The following is an 18,944-nucleotide window of genomic DNA, read 5'->3' on the forward strand; positions in this document are numbered from 1 at the left end:
GCGACCGCCGGGCCCGCGCTCACGTCAGCGGGAGCCAATGGTCGCCGCCCACGGGTAGTACATGAACGCCACCGACGGGGCGACACCGGTCACCCGGTCGCCGAGGAACAGCGTCATCGGGCCCTGGAACAGCGGCAGCCACGGCAGCTGCTCGTTCGCGATGCGCTGCGCCTGGGCGGTGACCTCGCTGCGCGCCGCGGGGTCGTCGATCGTGACGGCCTCGTTCACGAGGGCGTCGAACTCGGCGTCGCTCCAGTTCCCGTAGTTGCTGAACTCGCCCGTGCGCAGCACGCTGTACATCTCGAGCGGATCCGGGCTCGACAGGTACCACGAGGTGTAGAACAGGTCGATGCCCTCGCGCGCGCTCGGGTCGGAGAACAGCGCCGTGTACGCGCTCGGGCTCACCGTCTCGATGGTCGCCGTGAGGCCGATCGACTGGGCGGCGGCGGCCGCTCCCTGGGAGACGACGGTGAACTCGTTGCTGATCGGCGCGGTGGCGATCACGATCTCCTCGCCCGCGACCCCCGCCTCGTCGATGAGCTTCTTCGCCGCTTCGACGTCGTACGGGTACTCCTCCAGGCCCTCGAACGCCTCCTTCAGCCCCGCCCCGCTCGCGCCGACCCACACCGACTCGGTGGTGAGCGCGTTCGTGACCTCGCCGTAGCCCTTGGCCGCAGCATCCAGGATCCCCTGCCGGTCCATCGCCATGAGCAGCGCCCGGCGCACGCGCTCGTCGCCGAGCGGACCCTCCATGTTGTTCACGATGAGGCTGCCGACCGCGGTGTTGAGGCCGAAGTGCATGTCCCCCTCGCCGGAGTCCTGCAGCTGCCCGATCGCGTCAGCCGGGATCATCCAGCCGCCGTCGACTTCGCCTGACTTCAGCGCATTGACGCGCGCGTTGGGGTCGGTCATGAAGAGGATCTCGACCTCGCCGGCGCGGGCGCGCAGCGTGTCGTCCCAGTAGCCGTCGTAGCGGGTCAGGGTGACCGACTCCCCCGACTTCCACTCGGTGAGCGCGAAGGGGCCTGTGCAGTTGACGAGCCCCGTCGAGTTGCCGTAGTCGGGCCCCTTCTCGGCCAGTGCCGCGGCGGACTCGACCACACCCGCCGATCCGCCCATCGCCAGGTTGAACTGCGAGTCGGGGCCGTTCATGGTCACCGTCACCTGACGGTCGCCGGTCTGCTCGATCGACGCGACGTTCTGATACGCCGAGTACCACGACGAACCGACCTCGGGATCGAGATGCCGGCTCAGGGAGGCGACGGCATCGGCCGCGGTCAGCGGCGTGCCGTCGTGGAAGGTGACGCCGTCGCGGATCGTGTAGACCCACGTCTCGGGCGTCGGGTGGTCGAACGCCTCCGCCAGGCCGGGCGAGAGCGTGAAGTCGGGGTTCAGCCGCAGCAGCGACTCGCAGACGTTCGCGAGCACCTGGTTGTCGGCGTAGTCGAACGCGTAGGCGTAGTCGAGCGAGTACGGCTCGGAGTAGCTCACCCACGAGTACGAGTCGATGTCCCCCGACGGCGCGGCCGTCTGGGCGGTGTACTCCCACTCGGGGGCGGCAGTGGCGTCGGGGCTCGACGTGTCGGCGCTGCACGCGGACAGGACGAGCGCCGCGGCCACGCCGGTGCCCGCGAACGCGAGCAGGCGACGGGTGCGTCGGGTGCGGATCATGGTGCTCCTCGGGGGTGTGACGGCGGTGTCGGGTGGTGGAGGGACTCAGGACAGGACGGATGCCTCGGCGTCGGCGTCGAGGTCGGCGTCGGCCTCGGCGTCGGCGTCGGCGTCGGCGTCGGCCCGCGCGTAGACGCGCTCGCCGTCGATCCAGGTCGAGGCCACGCGGCAGAGGTAGAGCTCTTCGACGGGGACGGTGAACGGATTCGGCTCGACGATCACGAGATTCGCGATGTAGCCGGCGCGGACGTAGCCGGTGTCGTGGTCGCGGTGGTTCACGTACGCCGTGCCCGACGTGTAGGCGGCGAGCGCGGTGGCGAGGTCGAGGCGCTGGTGGGCGCCGCCGAGCGGCTCGTCGTCGGACAGCGGGGCGACCCGGTTGACGGCGACGTGCACCCCGGCGAGCGGATCCGCGCTCGAGACCGGCCAGTCGCTGCCTCCGGCGAGGCGCACGCCGGCCCGCTCGAGATCGCCGAACGGGTACTGCCGCGACGCGGCGGACTCGGCGAGAAACGGCAACGTGAGCTCGTCCATCTGGTCCTCGTGGCACGCCCACAGCGGCTGCATGTTCGCCACGGCGCCGGCTGCCGCGAAGCGCGGCACGTCGACCGCGTCGACCACCTGGATGTGAGCGAGGTGGTGGCGGCCGTCGGTCGCGCCGTTGACCTCCGCCGCCGCCTCGATCGCGTCGAGCGCCTCGCGCACGGCCCGGTCGCCGAGGGCGTGGAAATGCAGCTGGAAACCCGCGGCGTCGGCGGCGATGACGTACTCGCGCAGCCGCTCGGTCGGGATGAACGACAGGCCGCGGTTGTCGGTCGAGTGACCGTGCCCGTCGCGGTACGGCTCGAGCATGGCGGCTGTGTGGTTCTCGGCGACGCCGTCGACCATGAACTTGATCGAGCCCAGCGAGAAGCGGTCCTCGCGTCCGAGCGCGGCGATCTCGTCGCGCGTGCGGATCATCCCTTCGAGCTGTTCGATCCCCTCACCTCGCTCCCACCACTGCGCCCCGACGACGTGAGCCTTGAGCGTTCCCTCGGCGAGCGCGCGACGGTAGGAGGCGAGCCCGCCCGAGATCCCGGGGAAGTTGCCGACGAGTGCGTCCTGCCAGCCCGTGATGCCCTGCGCGATGAGGTCGTCCTGCGCGCGCAGCAGCCCCGCGTAGGCGAGGTCTTCCGAGACCTTCGGGCGTGCCTCGGCGAACAGGTCGGCCGCGCCCTCGTGGAAGGTGCCGGCGGGGAAACCGTCGGCCTCGCGCTCGATGCGGCCGTCGGCCGGGTCGGCGGTGGCCGCGTCGACGCCGGCCGCGCGCATCGCGGCGGTGTTGGCCCACGCGGAGTGGTGGTCGCGACTCGCGAGCAGCACCGGCCGGTCGGGCACGATCGCGTCGAGCGCGCCGCGCAGCGGAGCCCCGCCCGCGAAGTGGTCCATCGACCACCCGCCGCCCACGATCCACTCGGCGTCGGGGTTCTCGGCGGCGTAGCGCGCGATCGTCGCCAGCGTGTCGGCGGCATCCTCCGAGCCGGTGAGGTTGCACTGCAGCAGCTCGACGCCGCCCGACATCGGGTGCACGTGCGCGTCCTGGAATCCCGGCGCGAGCAGCGCTCCCGCGAGGTCGACGACCTCCGTGTCAGGACCGATGAAGGCGGATGCCTCGTCCTCGGCGCACACCGCCGCGATGCGCCCGTCACGCACGGCGACGGCCACACCGCTCAGGGCCTCGGTGCTTCGAGCCCGCACGAGGTCGGAGCTGAACACGGCACCTCGGATGAACACGGTGTCTGCGTACGGGGTGTCTGCATCTGCAGGAACGGCAGCGGCCACGGGACCTCTCCTTCGTCGTCGAACGGATCGCTTGACGATAGACCGACGTCATCGCTCCTGTCAACACTGTTGACACGGGCGATGACAGGCAGGCTAGGCTGGTGACGTCACGACGCCGAGGCAGGGCCGCGTGGCACGATGGACGCGACGCAGAGAGCGGGGATCATGGCGGCACGCACCGGGGCGACGCCCGAGAAGCCGGGCGCGAAGCGCCTCGACCGGGCCACGATCATCGCGGCCGGCCTCGAGCTCGCCGAGACGACCGGAGCATCCTCCCTCTCGATCCGCGAGCTCGGCGCGAAGCTCGGCACCGACCCGACCGCCGTCTACCGCCACTTCCGCGGCAAGGAAGAGCTGATGAGCGCACTGCTGGACGAGCTCACCCTGCGGAGCCTCGCCGCCGTCACCGCCGACCCCGAGGAGTGGCAGGAGCGCCTTCGCCAGCTCGCGGCGGCAACCCTGACCGAGTTCGCCCGCTACCCCGCCGTGGGGCAGGAGGCGATCGTCCTCACCACCCACGGCCCCGGCGAGCTCGACGCCATCGAGCTGATGCTCGACGCGTTCTCGCGAGCCGGCCTCACCGGCGATGCCCTGGTGCAGCACTACGCGCTCCTGGCGACGCACGTGCTGTCGATCGCCGCCGGCGTCGCCCGCGCGCGGGCGGAGCGCACCTCCACCGCCTCCACGGAATCCAGCCCGTGGTTCGAGGGCCCGCTGCTCGTCGACCCGATCAAGCACCCCCACATCGCGCAGATGTCCGCGCAGCTGCAGGACCTGAAGGACCGCGAGCTCTTCATGCTCGGCGTCGAGTCGGTCATCCGCTCGGCCGAGCGCGCCGCCCACTCCGCCTGACACCCCGTCACCGCCGGTCGGCCCGGGCCGCAGCATCCACTCTCCCGCCGCTCGTTCACATCACGCGCTCTCACCGAACGCACGCGTTGTGAACGCACACGACGGGTGATCTCGGTGAGAGCACCCGATGTGAACGGCAGGGTCACCGGCGCGGCGGGGTGATCCCGAAGGCAGCGAGGCGGCGACCGAGCGCCTCGGGCGTGACGATGTGCGGAGCCTCGGCGCGGACCAGTCGACGCTGAGTCGTCCCGCGGATCCAGTCCTCGCGGCGCTTCTCGTCGAGAACCACCTCCTTGAGGGTCTTCCCCGACGCGAGCGCGAGTTCGTCGTATTTGCCCATGCCGTCGAACTCGTAGAAGCTCCGCACGTCTTCGATGCCGATGTCGACGCGATAGGTCCGCCCGTCCGGTCCCCTGACCGGCACCTGGAGCCGCAGCTCGCGGAATCCGAGACGACTCAGCTGCAGCCTGCTGACCGCCTCGCCGGGCGACTCCGACCGACCGTCGGCGAAGCGGATCGCCGCCTCAGCCTGGCGAACCCCTCGGCCACCGCGTGCAGCTTCGCACCGCTGCAGCATTCGCTCACGCCAGGCTTCCGCGGCGCGCTCGTCGTACGCGGATCCGCGCATCGCCTCGCGGCGCACGGCGGCATCCGCCACGGCGACGGCGGCCTCCATGCTGAGGGCGCGCACCAAGTCGAACACCGTGCGATCCAGCGTCGTGCATCGGATGCCGTTGACCACCGTGATGTCGCCGGCGGGAAGCAGATCGGCATGGTGTTGCAGCCCGACGCGGCTGGACCCGCGTCGCGCTCCGGGCTTGAGGAGGTGGACCGCCGACGGCGTGTGGCGATACAGGGGCAACTCCGCCAGAACTCCGGCCGACTCATGGGAGGCGACGCCATCGCCGTCGCGCATCTCGGCGACCGCGGCGCACACCTCGATGAGGTGACGCGACTCCGGCCAGAGATCGTTCCAGAGCTCCACCCCGACATATCGGTTGCGCTGCAGCCGCCGCAGCTGCCCGCGCACCACCGCGTCCCCGATCGCCCGCGCGGTCATACCGCTCGCCCGCAGCTGCTCGCGGCTGCGGACTGCAGCCATCGCCTCATCGAGACTCAGGTGGCGCGGCACGCGACCCAGCCTGCCCGCGACGGCACCCGGACGCTCGACCGATCCCGCAGCCTGTGCGCGGCTCGTCCCCGCAACGACCTTGTGGAGGAACGGATGCCGCGGGCCACAGCATCCGCCCCACATCGCTCGTTCACATCACGTGCTCTCACCGAGCGCACGCGTTATGAACGCACACGACAGGTGATCTCGATGAGAGCACCCGATGTGAACATCCCGCGCTTGTGCCTTCAACTCGGCTGATAGTTGACGCACGTCAACCATCGGCGTATAGTTGACGCGAATCAACTGTTGACTTGCGTCAACCTTCTTGCGCGCCGACGTCGCCGCGACACCACCACTCCTCGTTCCTAAGGACTCTTATGGCTACGTCCACCCCCGCGACCGGGTCGGTCGCGATCGCCGACGAGAAGCGCCGGCACCGCAAGATCCTGCAGGCGCTCACCGGCCTGCTGCTCGGCATGTTCGTGTCGATGCTCGCGTCGACCGTCGTGTCGACGTCGCTCCCCGTCATCGTCCACGACCTCGGCGGCGACCAGGCGGCGTTCACGTGGGTCGTCACCGCGACCCTGCTGACCACCGCGATCTCGACCCCGATCTGGGGCAAGCTCGCCGACCTGTTCAACCGCAAGCTGCTCATCCAGATCGCGATCGTGATCTTCGTGCTCGCCACGGCGGCCGCCGGCTTCTCGCAGGACCCCGGCACGCTCATCGCGTTCCGCGCGGTGCAGGGCATCGGCGCCGGCGGCCTCGCGGCGCTCAGCCAGGTCATCATGGCCGACATCATCAGCCCGCGCGAGCGCGGCCGGTACATGGGCCTGTTCGGCGCGGTCATGGCGGTCGCGACCGTCGGCGGTCCGCTCCTCGGCGGCTTCATCACCGACACGATCGACTGGCGCTGGAACTTCTTCATCGCGCTGCCGTTCGCCGTCGCCGCTCTCATCATCATGCAGCGGACGCTCCACCTGCCGCCGCGCCCCAAGAAGAAGGCGCGCATCGACTACTTCGGCATCGTGCTGCTGTCGACGGCCGTCTCGCTGCTGCTCATCTGGATCACCAACGCGGGCAAGGACTACGACTGGTGGAGCACCGAGACCATCCTCATGGTCGGCGGCGCGCTGGTCGCAACCGTGCTCTTCGTGATCGTCGAGCTGCGCTCGAAGGAGCCGCTCATCCCGCTCACGATGTTCCGCAACCGCACCTTCACCCTCGCGGTCATCGCGTCGATCTCCATCGGCATCGCGATGTTCGGCACGTCGGTGTTCCTCAGCCAGTACATGCAGCTGGCGCGCGGCGCGACCCCGACCGAGGCGGGCCTCATGACGATCCCGATGATCGGCGGTCTCCTGATCTCCTCGATCGTCATCGGCGGTCTCGTGACCCGCACCGGACACTGGAAGCCGTACCTGATCGTGGGCGGCGTGCTGCTGATCGCCGGCTCGTACCTGCTGTCGACGATCCACTACGACACGAACTTCGTGCTCGTCTCGCTGTACATGTTCCTGCTCGGCGCGGGCGTCGGCATGACCATGCAGAACCTCGTGCTGATCGTCCAGAACACCTCCAAGCCGTCGGAGATCGGCGTGGCGAGCTCGGGCGTCACGTTCTTCCGCAGCCTCGGCGGCACGATCGGCGTCTCGGTGATGGGCGCTGCCCTCGCGACGTCGGCGACCGACCTGTTCGCCGACCGCAAGGACGACATCGGCGCCGCGCTCATGGCGCTCGGCGAGAAGGGCGCGGCCATCGGCCAGCAGCTCGCGTCGGGCACCATCCCGCAGGTCTCGGCGCTGCCCGAGTCGATCCGCGTGATCGTCGAGGACATCTACGCCCAGGCCATCGCCCACTCGTTCCTGATCGCCGTTCCGCTGGCCGTGGTCAGCCTCATCGCGATCATCTTCCTGCCGAACAAGCCGCTCACCCGCATGACGACGAGCGAGCGCGTCCAGGCGAGCGAGGCCGACCTCGCGACGGTCTCGGTCGCCGAGGGCATGGAGACGCTGACCGCCACCGCGACGGTGGACACGGATGCTGCCACCCGCGGCACCGCGGCCGGCACCGCCGACGCCGCCCACGCCGCGGACGCCGCGGACGAGGCATCCGTCCCCCGACGCTAATGTCGAACCTGATGACCTCCGACGACACCCGAGCGGCGCGCACCGAAGCGGTGCGCGCCCTCGAGGCGGAGTTCGGGGAGCTGATCAACCGATTCCGGCGGATCATCACCGAGAACGCCAACCGCCTGAGCCCGGGCATGCTGCCCGGCGCCTACAAGGTGTTCACCACGATCGTGCGCCGTGAGGGCATCACCCTCTCGGGACTCGCCGAATCGCTCACGGCCGACAAAGGGCAGATCAGCCGCACGGTGCGCGAGCTCGAGCAGCTCGGACTCGTGCAGCGCACGCCCGATCCGGACGACGGCCGGTCGAGCCTGCTGTCTCCGACGGCGTTCGGGCTGGAGCGCCTGGAAGTGGCGCGAGCACCTCAGGAGCACAGCCTCGTCGATGCGCTCGAGGAGTGGCCGCTCGAGGACATCACGAACCTGACGCGGCTGCTCCACGCACTGACGGCCGGCGAGAGCCCCGCCTCCTGACGTCCGAGGATCAGGCCTCGACGAAGTCGTACTCCTGGAACTGCGCCACCTCAGGGACCCAGCGCTCGGCGACGAACGCGACGTGGGTGGGGTGGTCGTTGTAGGCCTGGTACGCGGCGTCGTCGGCGAACACCATCGAGAACTGGTGCGCGAGGTCGCTCTTCGCGCTCACCTGCCGGTTGATGCGGAATTCCTCGACACCCGGGATCGACGTGAGCGCCGCGCGCGCGTCGGCGAGGAACGCCGTCTCGTCCGGCGAACCGGCAGGGTGGGCGAGGCGGAAGACGACGGTGTGCTGAATCGGCATGCTCCGAGTCTTCCGCATCATCGGCAGCCCGGGGCCACGACGAACTGCGCGGTTCGCCCGTGATCGCTCAGCGCGACGCCTGCAGCGCCGTGAGATACCTCAGCGAGCGCTCGGCGAGGTCGTCCTGGCTCGACGCGAGCGGTCGCCACACCGACGCGGCGACCGCGATCGTGGCATTCTCGCCCGTGAAGCTCTCCAGCCCCAGGATGCCCGCGTACCCGGCGTCGTCGAGGGCCGCGAGAGTCTCCGGCCAGTCGGTGTGATCGTCGCCGACCGGCCCGCGGTCGCTGCCGCAGACCTGCACGTGCGCGATGTTGCCGGCGGCGGCGCGGATCGCAGCATCCGGTCGCTTCTCCTCGATGTTGAGGTGGTAGGTGTCGAGCGCGAGGCCGAGCCCCGGCCCGAACAGCGGCGCCAGCGCGTCGATGCCCTGCTCGACGGTGTTGATGACGCTCGTCTCGTACCGGTTGAGGGGCTCGACGGCGAGCGCGAGTCCGGCCGCCGCAGCCTCGTCGACGAGCGGTTCGAGGTTGCGGCGCAGCTGCGCCACCACCTCGGTGCGCTCGCCCGTGGTCATCCGCCACGTCACACCGGTGGGCGCATAGAACGGCCCTGCGACGACGGATGCCCCGACCCCGCGCGCTGCGGCCAGGCACGTGCGCAGGTACGCCTGGGTCGCGGCGACGTTGCCCGCCCGATCGACGAGCGAACGGCCCGGGCCCATCGCGCCGATCACGACAGGAGCGAGACCCAGCGAGCCGAGCAGATCGCCCGCGCGCGCGGCATCCCAGTCCCCGGCGTTCTCGAGGGGCAGCTCGATCGCACCGAAGCCCATGCGCGCGATCTTCGGCGCGAGCTCGGCCAGCGACTCGTCGGTCAGCGGCGAGGTCCACACCCAGGTGTTAACGCCGATCGTGCGCTGCATCCGGATCCTTCGTCGTCGTCGGTTTACGCGCGTTTCGACTCGCTTCGCTCGCTCAACGACCGACCTTGGGGTCGTTGAGCGAGCGAAGACGAAACGTCGGCTTACGGGATCTGGCGCTGCTGCCAGACCTCGGGGTAGCCCGGCAGGTTCTCGCCGCCGAACTTGGCGTAGTGCCCATCGGGCATGCCGTCGTTGGCCTCCAGGTACTGGTCGACCTCCTCGGCCGTGATCGGGCTCTGCGGCAGCACCCACTCTTTCGGGATCTCCTCGCCGGCGAAGATCTTCTGCGCCGCCAGCAGCGGCGTGCGCCACTGGAAGTTCGAGTAGACCGGGGCGAGGCCGGTGAGCTCCGTCTCCTTCCACTTGCGCAGGAAGCTCATCTCGTCCTCGCCCGTCATGACCGGGTAGTCGACGCCGGCGTCCTCGAAGGCCTCGATGGCGGCCACGGCGCCGTCACCGGCATCCATCCAGATGCCCGCCACGTCGCCCTTGGCCAGTTCGTCCGAGATGATGCCCTTGATCTCGGCCGGGTCGGCGCCGGTGAAGTAGTCGACCGCCTCGATGCCCGCGTCGGCGAACATCTTCTCGGCCGCGGCCCACCGCTGCTCGAGCACATCGACGCCCGGGAGGATGCGCAGTCCCACGACCTTGTCACCCTCCTCGAGGTTGTCGATGAGGAACTGCGCGGTGTCGATGCCCCACGCGAAGCCGCCGATGGGGTGGATGAAGGTCACGGGGCAGTCGGTCTCGACGCCACGGTCGAACACGATCACCGGCTTGCCGGTGTCGCAGGCGCGCTCGACGGCGGGCGTCATCGCCGCCGTGCTGTTCGGCGAGATGATGAAGACATCGCAGTTGCCGTCCGAGATGAAGTAGTCGATGTCGGCGATCTGCGTGTCATCGGAGTCCTGTGCGTCGCGCGTCTCCATCTCGCTGATCGCGCCGGCCTCCTGCAGCACCTTGAGCTGCTCGTTCATCGTGATCCACCCGGTCTGGCGCCAGGGGTTCGAGATCGACGCGTTCGCGAAGCACGCCTTCTTGGGGCCGCTGCTCGCGTACTGCGACGTGTCGACCATCTCCGCGTCGATGTGCTGCAGGTACGGCTCGTCCTCGGGACCCTCGGGCACGACCTCGCGCTGGGCCATCTGGGTGTCGAACAGCGCCTGGTCGAACCACTCGTTCGCGCCACCCTCTTCGGTCGGCGCGGCGGACGAGTCCGGCGGGGCCACGTTCGGATCGGTCGTACACCCTGCCAGGGCGAAGAGGCCGACGAGCGCCACCGCGGTGGTGGCGATCTTCACTGATCGTCGCATTGCTAGCTCCTGTTGTTGTGTGCTGCGCCCTCGCCTGCGAGGGTCGGTGTTGCGGACGATTCCTCGGCGCCGTCGGGCGCGTCGGGTTCCTTCCCCGGTGAGGGAGGGGTCTGCGGGCCGCTGCGCCGCCGGGACCGGAACACCAGTCCCGAGTAGGCGACGGCGGCGATGATGATGACGCCCTGGACCGCGTCGCGCAGCGACGACGGCACTCCGGCGATGTTGAGCAGGAGGAAGAGCGCTTCGAGGACGAAGGCGCCGGCCACGGCGGCGACGATCCACCCGCGACCGCCGCCCAGCACGACTCCGCCGAGCACGACGGCGGTGATCGCGACGAACTCGTAGCCGCGTCCGACCGACGGGTGCACGCCCGCGTAGCCGACGAGCAGCACGGCCGAGACGGTCGCCGACAGCGACGAGATCATGAAGGCGCGGGTCGTGACCCACCAGTCGCGCGCCCCCGAGTAGCGCGTCGCGCGAGCGTTGTCGCCGATCGCGATCAGGAGCTTGCCCAGCGGGCGCTTGGTGATCCAGATGCCGAGCGCGAGCCACACCGCGAGGATCAGCACCGACCACGGCAGGAAGTCGATGACCGGAAGATCGCGGATGCCGCCGCGGCCGATCTGACGGAAGCTGTCGGCGGGATTTCCCGTCGCCGCTCCGCCCGTCCACCACAGCACCAGGCCGAGGAGGGCGAGCATCATGCCGAGCGTCACGATGAAGGACGGCACCTTGAGGAGGGTCGTGAGCAGCCCGTTCACGAGCCCGACGAACAGGCCGAGCCCGATCATGAGCGCGAGGACCGGCACGGTGCGCGAATCGTCCTGGCCGACGAGGTTGCCCGCGACGATCACCTGCGCGGTGATGAGCGATCCCTGCGACAGATCGAACTCCCCCGCGATGATGACGAAGTACTGGCCGATCGCGACGATCGCGACGGGCGCGACCCGCTGGATGTACCGCATGATCTGGCCGGGCTCGGCGAAGTTCGGGTTCAGCAGCATGATGGCCACGAGCAGGATCACGAGCAGCAGGAACACCGCACCCCGCGGGCTCACGAGCGCCTTCAGGAACCTCATCGCGCACCTCCCCCGGTCGCGGCGCCGCCTTCGGCCGCGTCGGCGTCCGCCTCCAGGGCGTGGGATGCCGCGACCATCGCCGGTGCGGCGGCCTCAGCCTGGGCGTCGCCCCCGGTCCTCGTCCCGCCTGGGCCGAACCGCGTGCGGCGGCGGACGATCGCGCGGCGGCTGTACACGGCGACCGCGGCGACGATGACGACGCCGCGCACGACGTCCTTGAGGAAGGGGTTCACCTGCATGACGCTCATGACGTTGTCGACGACCGCGAAGATCGCGACGCCGCCGATCGTGCCCCACACCGACCCCCGGCCGCCGAGCAGCAGGGTCCCGCCGAGCACGACGGCCGCGATCGACAGCAGCGCGTAGCCGCCCTGCTGGCCCACGGTCGGGCTGCCGACGCCGAGCCTGCTGGCGAGCAGCAGTCCGGCGAGCCCGGCGAAGACGGAGCAGATCACGTGTGCCGCGATGAGCGGCGGCCGCGTGCGCACGCCCGACAGGCGGGCCACCTCGGGGTCGCCGCCGACCGCGAACAGGTGCGCGCCGGTGCGGGTGCGGTCCAGCAGGAACCAGACCACGGCGGCGAGCGCGATCATGATGATCGTCGACACCGGCACGGGTCCGACGCCCGTCGCGCCGATGAGCTGGAACGCCCACGGCACCGATCCGGCGCTCCCTTGGAAGTTCGTGTTCAGGACGCCCTGCAGGATGAGCCCGACACCGAGCGTGGCGATGAACCCGTTGACCTTCAGCACGGTGACGATCAGCCCGTTCGCGAGCCCGATGAGGGCGCACACCAGCAGCGTGAGCGTCACCGCCCAGGGGATGTTCGCCGGGTTCCCGTTCATCGTGGTGGCCGCGATGAGGCTCGCGAGGCTGATGACGTAGGTGACCGAGAGGTCGAGGGATGCGCCGAGGATGACGAGCGTCTGCCCGATCGCGACGAGACCGAGCACGCTCATGCCGGTGAGGATGTCGCGGATGTTGCCGGGGCTGAAGAAGCTGCGGCCGACCGTCGCCACGAGGATCGCGCCGATCGCGATGACGAGGATCAGGATGCCCAGCACGATCACGGTGGAGTCGACACGCATGCGCTTCACGGGCGGCTCCCCTCGTCGTCGGTGCCCGGATCGTCGGGCACGTCTTCCGCGTCCACGGAGCCGGTGGCGGCCGCCAGCACTTCGTGCTCGGCGGAACCCGCCGCAAGCTCCGCCGCGAGCTCGCCGTCCCGCATGACCAGGATGCGGTCGCTCATGCCGATGACCTCGGGCAGCTCGCTCGACACCATGAGCACGGCCTTCCCCTCTGCGGCCAGCTGACGCATGAGCTGGTAGACCGCGACCTTCGCGCCGACGTCGATGCCCCGCGTGGGCTCGTCGAACAGCACGATCTGCGGGTCGGTGACGAGCCACTTCGCGAGCACGACCTTCTGCTGGTTGCCGCCGGAGAGGAACCGCACCTCCTGATCGACGCCGCGCGACGACACCTCCAGCGAACTCAGGATGCCGGGCACCCGCTTGCGCGAGGCGCCGGTGCGTCCGGCGAAGACGCTGCGCACCACGAGCAGCGAGTTGTCGAGCACGGACTGACCCAGCGCGAGACCCTGCGCCTTCCGGTCCTCGGTCACGAGCGCCAGTCCCGCCCGCACCGCGGCCCGCGGGCTGGTGAACCGCACCGGTCGTCCGTCGAGGGTCATGCCGCCGCGGGTGAAGCCGTGCACGCCGAAGATGCCTTCGACGAGTTCGGTGCGACCCGAGCCCTGAAGCCCCGCGAGTCCCACGATCTCCCCCGCGCGGAGGGTGAGGGAGACCCCGTCCACGTACTCGTTGCCGCAGCCGGCGAGCTCCAGCCGGGGCCCGCCGAGCGTCGTGCCCTCGACCGGACCCGGGAAGTACGACTGCAATGGGCGGCCCACCATGCGACGGACCAGCTCCCCGTCGGTGAGGTCGGTCGCGGCATCCGTCGACACCAGCGCGCCGTCCTTGAGGATCGTGATGCGATCGCACAGGTCGAAGATCTCCTTCAGCCGGTGCGAGACGTAGATGACGGCGACGCCGCGTGCGGTGAGCCGCCGGATGATCGCGTAGAGGAGTTCGACCTCGTGGTCGCTGAGCGCCGCGGTCGGCTCGTCCATCGAGATCACGCGCGCGTCGAACGAGAGGGCTTTGACGATCTCGACGATCTGCTGCTCGGCGACCGTCAGCGACGAGATGCGGGCGCCCGGGTCGATGAACGAGACACCGAGACCGTCGAGCAGCTCGCGCGTGCGGCGCTGCATGCCCTTCTTGTCGATGAAGCCGCCGCGACGCGGTTCGCGACCGAGGAACACGTTCTGTGCGACGGTGCGCTCGGGCAGCAGGTTGAACTCCTGGAAGACCGTCACGAGGCCGGCGTCCATCGCCTGACGCGGGTGGCCCCACGCGACCGGCTGCCCTTCGAACTCGACCGATCCCGCGTCGGCATGGTGGACGCCGGCGAGCACCTTCATGAGCGTGGACTTCCCGGCGCCGTTCTCGCCGACGAGCCCGTGGACCTCGCCGCGACGGACGTCGAGGTCGACGTCCGAGAGCACGCGCACGCCGAAGAAGGACTTCGAGATGCCGCGGGCGCGGAGCACCACGTCCGAGCCGCCCGGTGGCACCGGCGTGTCGGCGAGCATCGTGTCGGTCATGCCGGCACCTCGATCCAGGTTCGGGTCTGGGCGGATTCGAGCACGGCCGCGGTCAGGACGGCGGCACGCAGGCCGTCGGCGAATGTGGGCATCCCGTCCGGCTGTGCTCCGCCGATGGCGGCGTAGACGTCGGCGACGAATCCGTCGAAAGCGTCCTGGTACCCCATGGGGTGCCCTGCGGGCACGGTCTGCAGCCGCGCCGAGTCGGGGTGGTCGGCGGCCGGATCCCGCAGCACGAGCCGGGAGCCCTTGCGCGCCCCGACCCACAGCTCCTCGGGCCGCTCCTGGTCGAAGCGCAGGCTCCGGCGGGTGCCGTGCAGCTCGAGGACGAGCGCGTTCTTACGGCCGGGCGCCATCTGCGAGACGAGCAGCGTGCCCAGTGCGCCGGACGCCGTCTCGACCAGCAGCGCGGCCACGTCCTCGTTCGCGACCGACCGGCCCGCGCGCTCGTCGAACATCCGGCGGGTGCGGGCGGCCACGCGCGCGATGCGCTCCCCCGTCACGAACTCGACCAGGTCGCACAGGTGCGAGCCGATGTCGGCGAAGGCTCGCGACGGGCCTCCGGCCGCAGCATCCGCTCGCCAGTCGTCGTCGTTCTGCCGCAGCATCCAGTCCTGCAGATACGAGCCGTCGAGCGAGAGCAGGGTTCCGATCCGGCCGGAGGCGACGCGCGCGCGGGCCTCGCGGACCATCGGGTGGTAGCGGTAGACGAAAGGGACCGCGGCGACGCTCCCGGTTGCGGCGGCGTGCCGGGCGAGTGCCCGCGCGTCGGAGACCGAGGTTGCGAGCGGCTTCTCGCACACGACGTGCTTGCCGGCGGCGAGGGCCGCCTCGGCGAGAACCGCGTGGGTGGCGTTGGGGGTGCAGATGTGCACCACGTCGACATCGGATGCTGCGATCACGCCGGCTGCGTCGTCCTCGACACGGGCGACGCCGAGCTCTCGAGCCACCGCCTCGGCGCGGTCCCGGCTGGAGGAGGCCACCGACGCCAGCCGGGCACCTGCCCGCCGCGCGGCGGCCGCATGGACCCGCCCCATGAATCCGCCGCCGACGAGTCCGGTGCGGACCGTGCCGACGACAGTGTCGATGACTTCCGTAGTCATGCGGCGATCATGGCACGCGGCATCCGACTTTTGCTAGGACTCCGTCAAAAGTAATCGCGTCGTGACCTTAAGTCCTGATGACTTCGGTCAGAAGCCCGTGCTTTACTGTCGCCATGGTCGATGCGGTGCGCGGCAGCGGAGCCGTCGGAAGCAACGGCGCGGGCGAGATCTTCCAGATCCTCCGCGACGGCAATGCGCGCACCAAAGCGGAGCTGGCGACCCTGACGGGCCTGGCCCGCTCGACGGTGTCCGGTCGCGTCGACACCCTGCTGGCCGCCGGGCTCCTGCGCCCCGCCGGCGAGGCCGTGTCCACCGGCGGACGCCCGCCCGCGCGCGTCGCCTTCAATCCGTCGGCCGGTGTCGTGATCGCGGTCGACCTCGGGGCGACCCACGCGACGGTCGCGGTCTCCGATCTCGCCGCGAGCATCCTCACGTCGAACACGCATCCCCTCGACATCGCCGACGGCCCGGAGGCGGTGCTCGACGCCGTGATCTCGGAGGGCGCGGCCCTGCTGGAGCAGCAGGGCATCGCCGCATCCCATGTCGTCGGCGTGGGCATCGGCGTGCCGGGGCCCGTCGAGCACTCGACCGGCCGTCCGACGAACCCGCCGATCATGCCGGGCTGGGACCGCTTCGACGTGCCGCACTACGTGCAGCGCACCTTCGACGTGCCGGTCCTCGTCGACAACGACGTCAACATCCTCGCGCTCGGCGAGCAGTCGCTGAGCTGGCCCGGCGTCGCCGACCTGATCTTCGTCAAGGTGTCGACGGGCATCGGCGCCGGCATCATCTCGGGCGGCGCGCTGCAGCGCGGCGCCCAGGGGTCGGCCGGCGACATGGGGCACGTGCAGGTGCCCTACAGCCACGACTCGCCGCGACCGCCCGGCGACCAGCGAGACCTCGAGGCGATCGCCAGCGGCACCGCGATCGCGGCCGACCTGCGCGCGCAGGGCATCGACGCCGCCGGGAGCGCAGACGTCGTCGCCCTCGTCCGGGCGGGACATCAGGCCGCCATCACGGCGACGCGGCAGGCCGGCCGCGAGGTCGGCGAGGTGCTCGCGACCGTCGTCAACATGCTGAATCCGTCGGTCATCGTCATCGGCGGCAGCGTTGCCCGCGCCGGCGAGCACCTGCTCGCGGGTGTGCGCGAGGTCGTCTACCGCCGCTCGATCCCGCTCGCCACACAGCACCTGGGCATCGTGCAGTCCCAGGCCGACGAGACGGCCGGCGTGCTGGGGGCGGCGATCATGGTCACCCAGCAGGTGCTCTCTCCCGCGGCGGTCGAACTCCGCGCCGCCCGAGCCTGACGGGCGGATCCGACGTTTTGCCCGTTCGGTAGCACCCGCGTAACACGGGCGAGACGAAGGCAGGGTTGACTGTAGCCACGGGGGTTCAGTTCTGGTGCCGAAGGCGGCACACCCGCGGAAGGAGCGCACGATGAGGATCCGACCGCTGCGATCGGCACCTGAGACACCGCTCGTCCCCGTCGAGGCGCCGCCCGCCGAGATGACGGCGATCGTCGTCGACGCCCCGGGGGACGCGGACGCGCTGCACGCAGCATCCATTCCCGTCCCCTCCCCCGTGCTGAGCGAGGTGCTGGTACGGGTCGTCGCCGCGGGAGTGAACCCGATCGATGCCAAGACCCGCAGCGGCCGGGGCGTCTCCGGAGCCATCGCGGCGTACCCCGCGGCCCTCGGCTACGACTTCAGCGGCATCGTCGTGAAGAGCCCGTACGAGGCGCACCCGCTCGCACCCGGCACCGAGGTCTTCGGCATGGCATCCTTCCCGCGCACCGGCGGCTCGTACGCCGAGTACGTCGTCGCCCCGTCGCTCTCGGTCGCACGCAAGCCGGCGTCGCTGTCGCATGTCGAGGCCGCCGGCGTGCCGCTCGCCGCGCTCACCGCCTGGGGACTCGTCGTCGAGACCGCGCACGCGCACGAAGGGCAGCGCGTGCTGATCCACGCCGGAAGCGGCGGCGTGGGCCACTTCGCCGTGCAGTTCGCGGCCTACTTCGGCGCGCACGTCACCGTGACAGCCTCCGGCCGCAACGCCTCGTGGCTGCGCGAACTCGGTGCCGCCGTCGTCATCGACTACACGACCACGCGGTTCGAAGAGGTCGTCGGCGAGGTGGACGTCGTCATCGACCTCGTCGGCAATGTCTATGCCGAGACCGGTGCGCGCTCGCTCGAGGTGCTGAGGCCCGGCGGGCTCTACGTGCTGGTGCCGACCGGCTCGTGGCCGGGCTATGCCGAAGCGGCGGCCGAGGCGGGCGTACGCGCCACCTCGTACAAGGTGATCCCCGACGGCGGTGCCCTGGCGACCATCGGGCGCCTCCTCGACGCCGGCTCGGTGCAGGTCTACATCGAGCAGGTGTTCGACCTCGCCGAGGCCTCGGCCGCGCATCACGCGATCGAGACCGGACACACGCGCGGCAAAGTCGTGCTCCGCGTGAGCGACGGCTGACCGCGTCGGCCCGTGCAGGGTGCGCCTGATCCGTGAGACGACAGTCCGCGGACGAGACCGCGGGTATACCCCAGGGTCTCGTCCGCCCACTGTTGTCTCACGGGGCTGGGGGGACGGCGAGCACGCGGCGCCCTTCCGCCACGATGGCGTCCGCGATGGCGTCGAGCAGCGGTGAGCGCAGGTTCCACTGCTGCCAGTGCAGCGCGACGTCGACCGGCGGGCCGCCCAGCAGCACGAGCTCGCCGCGCTCGAGGGCGTCGTGGGACTGGAACCGCGGCAGCATCGCCCAGCCGAGGCCGAGGCGCACCGCCGACGCGAAGTCGCTCGACGCGGGCACGTAGTGCCGCGGCGGCCGGGCCGGATCGACGCCCTGCTGGGACAGCCACTCGTTCTGCAGATCGTCGCGGCGGTCGAAGTCCACGAGCGGCGCGTGCGTCAACGCCGTCGCGCGATCCCCGCCGAGCCACCGCGCCGCATACGCGGGCGTCGCGACCGCTTCGTAGCGCATCGCCCCGAGTGCCGCGCTGCGGCATCCGGCGACCGGCGCGGCACGGGAGGTGACGGCGCCCATGACGGTCCCCGATTCGAGCAGTCCCGCGGTGAAGTCCTGGTCGTCGCGGTGCAGATCGAAGACGACCGGATGCTGCTGCGCCAGCCGCGCGAGCGGCTCGAGGAACCACGTGGCCAGCGAATCGGCGTTGACGGCGAGCGGCACCACGGTGAGCGCGGCCTCGTCTTCGCCGGCGCCGAGCTCCGCGAGCGCGTCGTGCTCGAGCAGCGCCGTCTGCCGCGCGAGCCGAATCACCGACATGCCGGCCTCCGTCGGCCGTACGGGCTTGGAGCGCACCAGCACCAGCCGCCCGAGCTGCTCCTCGAGCGCTTTGATGCGCTGACTCACCGCCGACGGCGTGACGTGCAGACGGCGTGCGGCAGCATCCAGCGTGCCCTCGTCGACGACGACGGCCACGGTCTCAGCCAGCTCGAACGGAATCCGCATATTAAGTCAGGCTAATGGTACTGAAG

Annotated in this window: 16 protein-coding genes; 5 read left to right on the forward strand and 11 right to left on the reverse strand. The window is 70.5% G+C overall.

Annotated features, from left to right (window positions below; translation table 11 throughout):
* Positions 1-24: 24 nt before the first annotated feature.
* The gene (locus AC3A46_RS04510) at positions 25-1,671 is read right to left on the reverse strand and encodes an ABC transporter substrate-binding protein (protein ID WP_487664013.1); all 1,647 of its coding nucleotides are present in this window, start codon (positions 1,669-1,671) and stop codon (positions 25-27) included.
* 45 nt (positions 1,672-1,716) lie between these two features.
* Positions 1,717-3,492: an amidohydrolase gene (locus AC3A46_RS04515; protein WP_487664014.1), complete on the reverse strand. Its 1,776-nt coding sequence runs from the start codon at positions 3,490-3,492 to the stop codon at positions 1,717-1,719.
* Positions 3,493-3,657: 165 nt separating this feature from the next.
* Here AC3A46_RS04515 and AC3A46_RS04520 point away from each other — a divergent pair, with 165 nt between their 5' ends.
* Entirely contained in the window at positions 3,658-4,344 is a 687-nt protein-coding gene (locus tag AC3A46_RS04520) for a TetR/AcrR family transcriptional regulator (RefSeq protein WP_487664015.1), read from the forward strand.
* A 142-nt stretch (positions 4,345-4,486) separates the two neighbouring features.
* Here AC3A46_RS04520 and AC3A46_RS04525 read toward each other — a convergent pair whose 3' ends face one another.
* Positions 4,487-5,476, reverse strand: coding sequence for a hypothetical protein (locus AC3A46_RS04525; RefSeq protein WP_487664016.1), 990 nt, complete (start codon positions 5,474-5,476; stop codon positions 4,487-4,489).
* 359 nt (positions 5,477-5,835) lie between these two features.
* Here AC3A46_RS04525 and AC3A46_RS04530 point away from each other — a divergent pair, with 359 nt between their 5' ends.
* A complete protein-coding gene (locus AC3A46_RS04530) occupies positions 5,836-7,587 on the forward strand; it encodes an MDR family MFS transporter (protein WP_487664017.1) in 1,752 nt (583 codons plus the stop codon).
* A gap of 11 nt (positions 7,588-7,598) precedes the next feature.
* Positions 7,599-8,063 carry a MarR family winged helix-turn-helix transcriptional regulator gene (locus AC3A46_RS04535; protein WP_487664018.1) on the forward strand — a complete coding sequence of 155 codons (465 nt, stop codon included), beginning with the start codon at positions 7,599-7,601 and terminating at the stop codon, positions 8,061-8,063.
* A 10-nt stretch (positions 8,064-8,073) separates the two neighbouring features.
* Here AC3A46_RS04535 and AC3A46_RS04540 read toward each other — a convergent pair whose 3' ends face one another.
* From AC3A46_RS04540 to AC3A46_RS04570, 7 genes are all read right to left on the reverse strand, one after another.
* Complete coding sequence (locus AC3A46_RS04540; protein ID WP_487664019.1) at positions 8,074-8,370, reverse strand: Dabb family protein; 297 nt, start codon at positions 8,368-8,370, stop codon at positions 8,074-8,076.
* A 67-nt stretch (positions 8,371-8,437) separates the two neighbouring features.
* The gene (locus AC3A46_RS04545; RefSeq protein ID WP_487664020.1) at positions 8,438-9,295 is read right to left on the reverse strand and encodes a sugar phosphate isomerase/epimerase family protein; all 858 of its coding nucleotides are present in this window, start codon (positions 9,293-9,295) and stop codon (positions 8,438-8,440) included.
* Between the two features lie 101 nt (positions 9,296-9,396).
* Positions 9,397-10,608, reverse strand: a complete 1,212-nt coding sequence (locus tag AC3A46_RS04550; RefSeq protein ID WP_487664021.1) for a substrate-binding domain-containing protein — start codon at positions 10,606-10,608, stop codon at positions 9,397-9,399.
* A gap of 2 nt (positions 10,609-10,610) precedes the next feature.
* Complete coding sequence (locus AC3A46_RS04555) at positions 10,611-11,687, reverse strand: ABC transporter permease (protein WP_487664022.1); 1,077 nt, start codon at positions 11,685-11,687, stop codon at positions 10,611-10,613.
* On the reverse strand, positions 11,684-12,775 hold the full coding sequence (locus AC3A46_RS04560; protein WP_487664060.1) for an ABC transporter permease: 1,092 nt from the start codon (positions 12,773-12,775) through the stop codon (positions 11,684-11,686). The genes AC3A46_RS04555 and AC3A46_RS04560 overlap by 4 nt, the downstream gene beginning before the upstream one ends.
* 5 nt (positions 12,776-12,780) lie before the next feature.
* Positions 12,781-14,355, reverse strand: a complete 1,575-nt coding sequence (locus tag AC3A46_RS04565; RefSeq protein WP_487664023.1) for a sugar ABC transporter ATP-binding protein — start codon at positions 14,353-14,355, stop codon at positions 12,781-12,783.
* Positions 14,352-15,458: a Gfo/Idh/MocA family protein gene (locus tag AC3A46_RS04570; RefSeq protein ID WP_487664024.1), complete on the reverse strand. Its 1,107-nt coding sequence runs from the start codon at positions 15,456-15,458 to the stop codon at positions 14,352-14,354. Before AC3A46_RS04570 ends, AC3A46_RS04565 begins: the two co-directional genes overlap by 4 nt.
* 113 nt (positions 15,459-15,571) lie before the next feature.
* On the opposite strand from AC3A46_RS04570, the gene AC3A46_RS04575 reads away from it, so the two are divergent.
* Both AC3A46_RS04575 and AC3A46_RS04580 read left to right on the forward strand, forming a co-directional pair.
* Entirely contained in the window at positions 15,572-16,765 is a 1,194-nt protein-coding gene (locus tag AC3A46_RS04575; protein ID WP_487664025.1) for an ROK family transcriptional regulator, read from the forward strand.
* Between the two features lie 130 nt (positions 16,766-16,895).
* A complete protein-coding gene (locus tag AC3A46_RS04580; protein ID WP_487664026.1) occupies positions 16,896-17,921 on the forward strand; it encodes an NADP-dependent oxidoreductase in 1,026 nt (341 codons plus the stop codon).
* Between the two features lie 97 nt (positions 17,922-18,018).
* On the opposite strand, the gene AC3A46_RS04585 is transcribed toward AC3A46_RS04580, so the two are convergent.
* Entirely contained in the window at positions 18,019-18,918 is a 900-nt protein-coding gene (locus tag AC3A46_RS04585) for a LysR family transcriptional regulator ArgP (protein ID WP_487664027.1), read from the reverse strand.
* Positions 18,919-18,944 lie beyond the last annotated feature (26 nt).

It is taken from the genome of Microbacterium sp. Soil_C_42 (assembly GCF_057656735.1).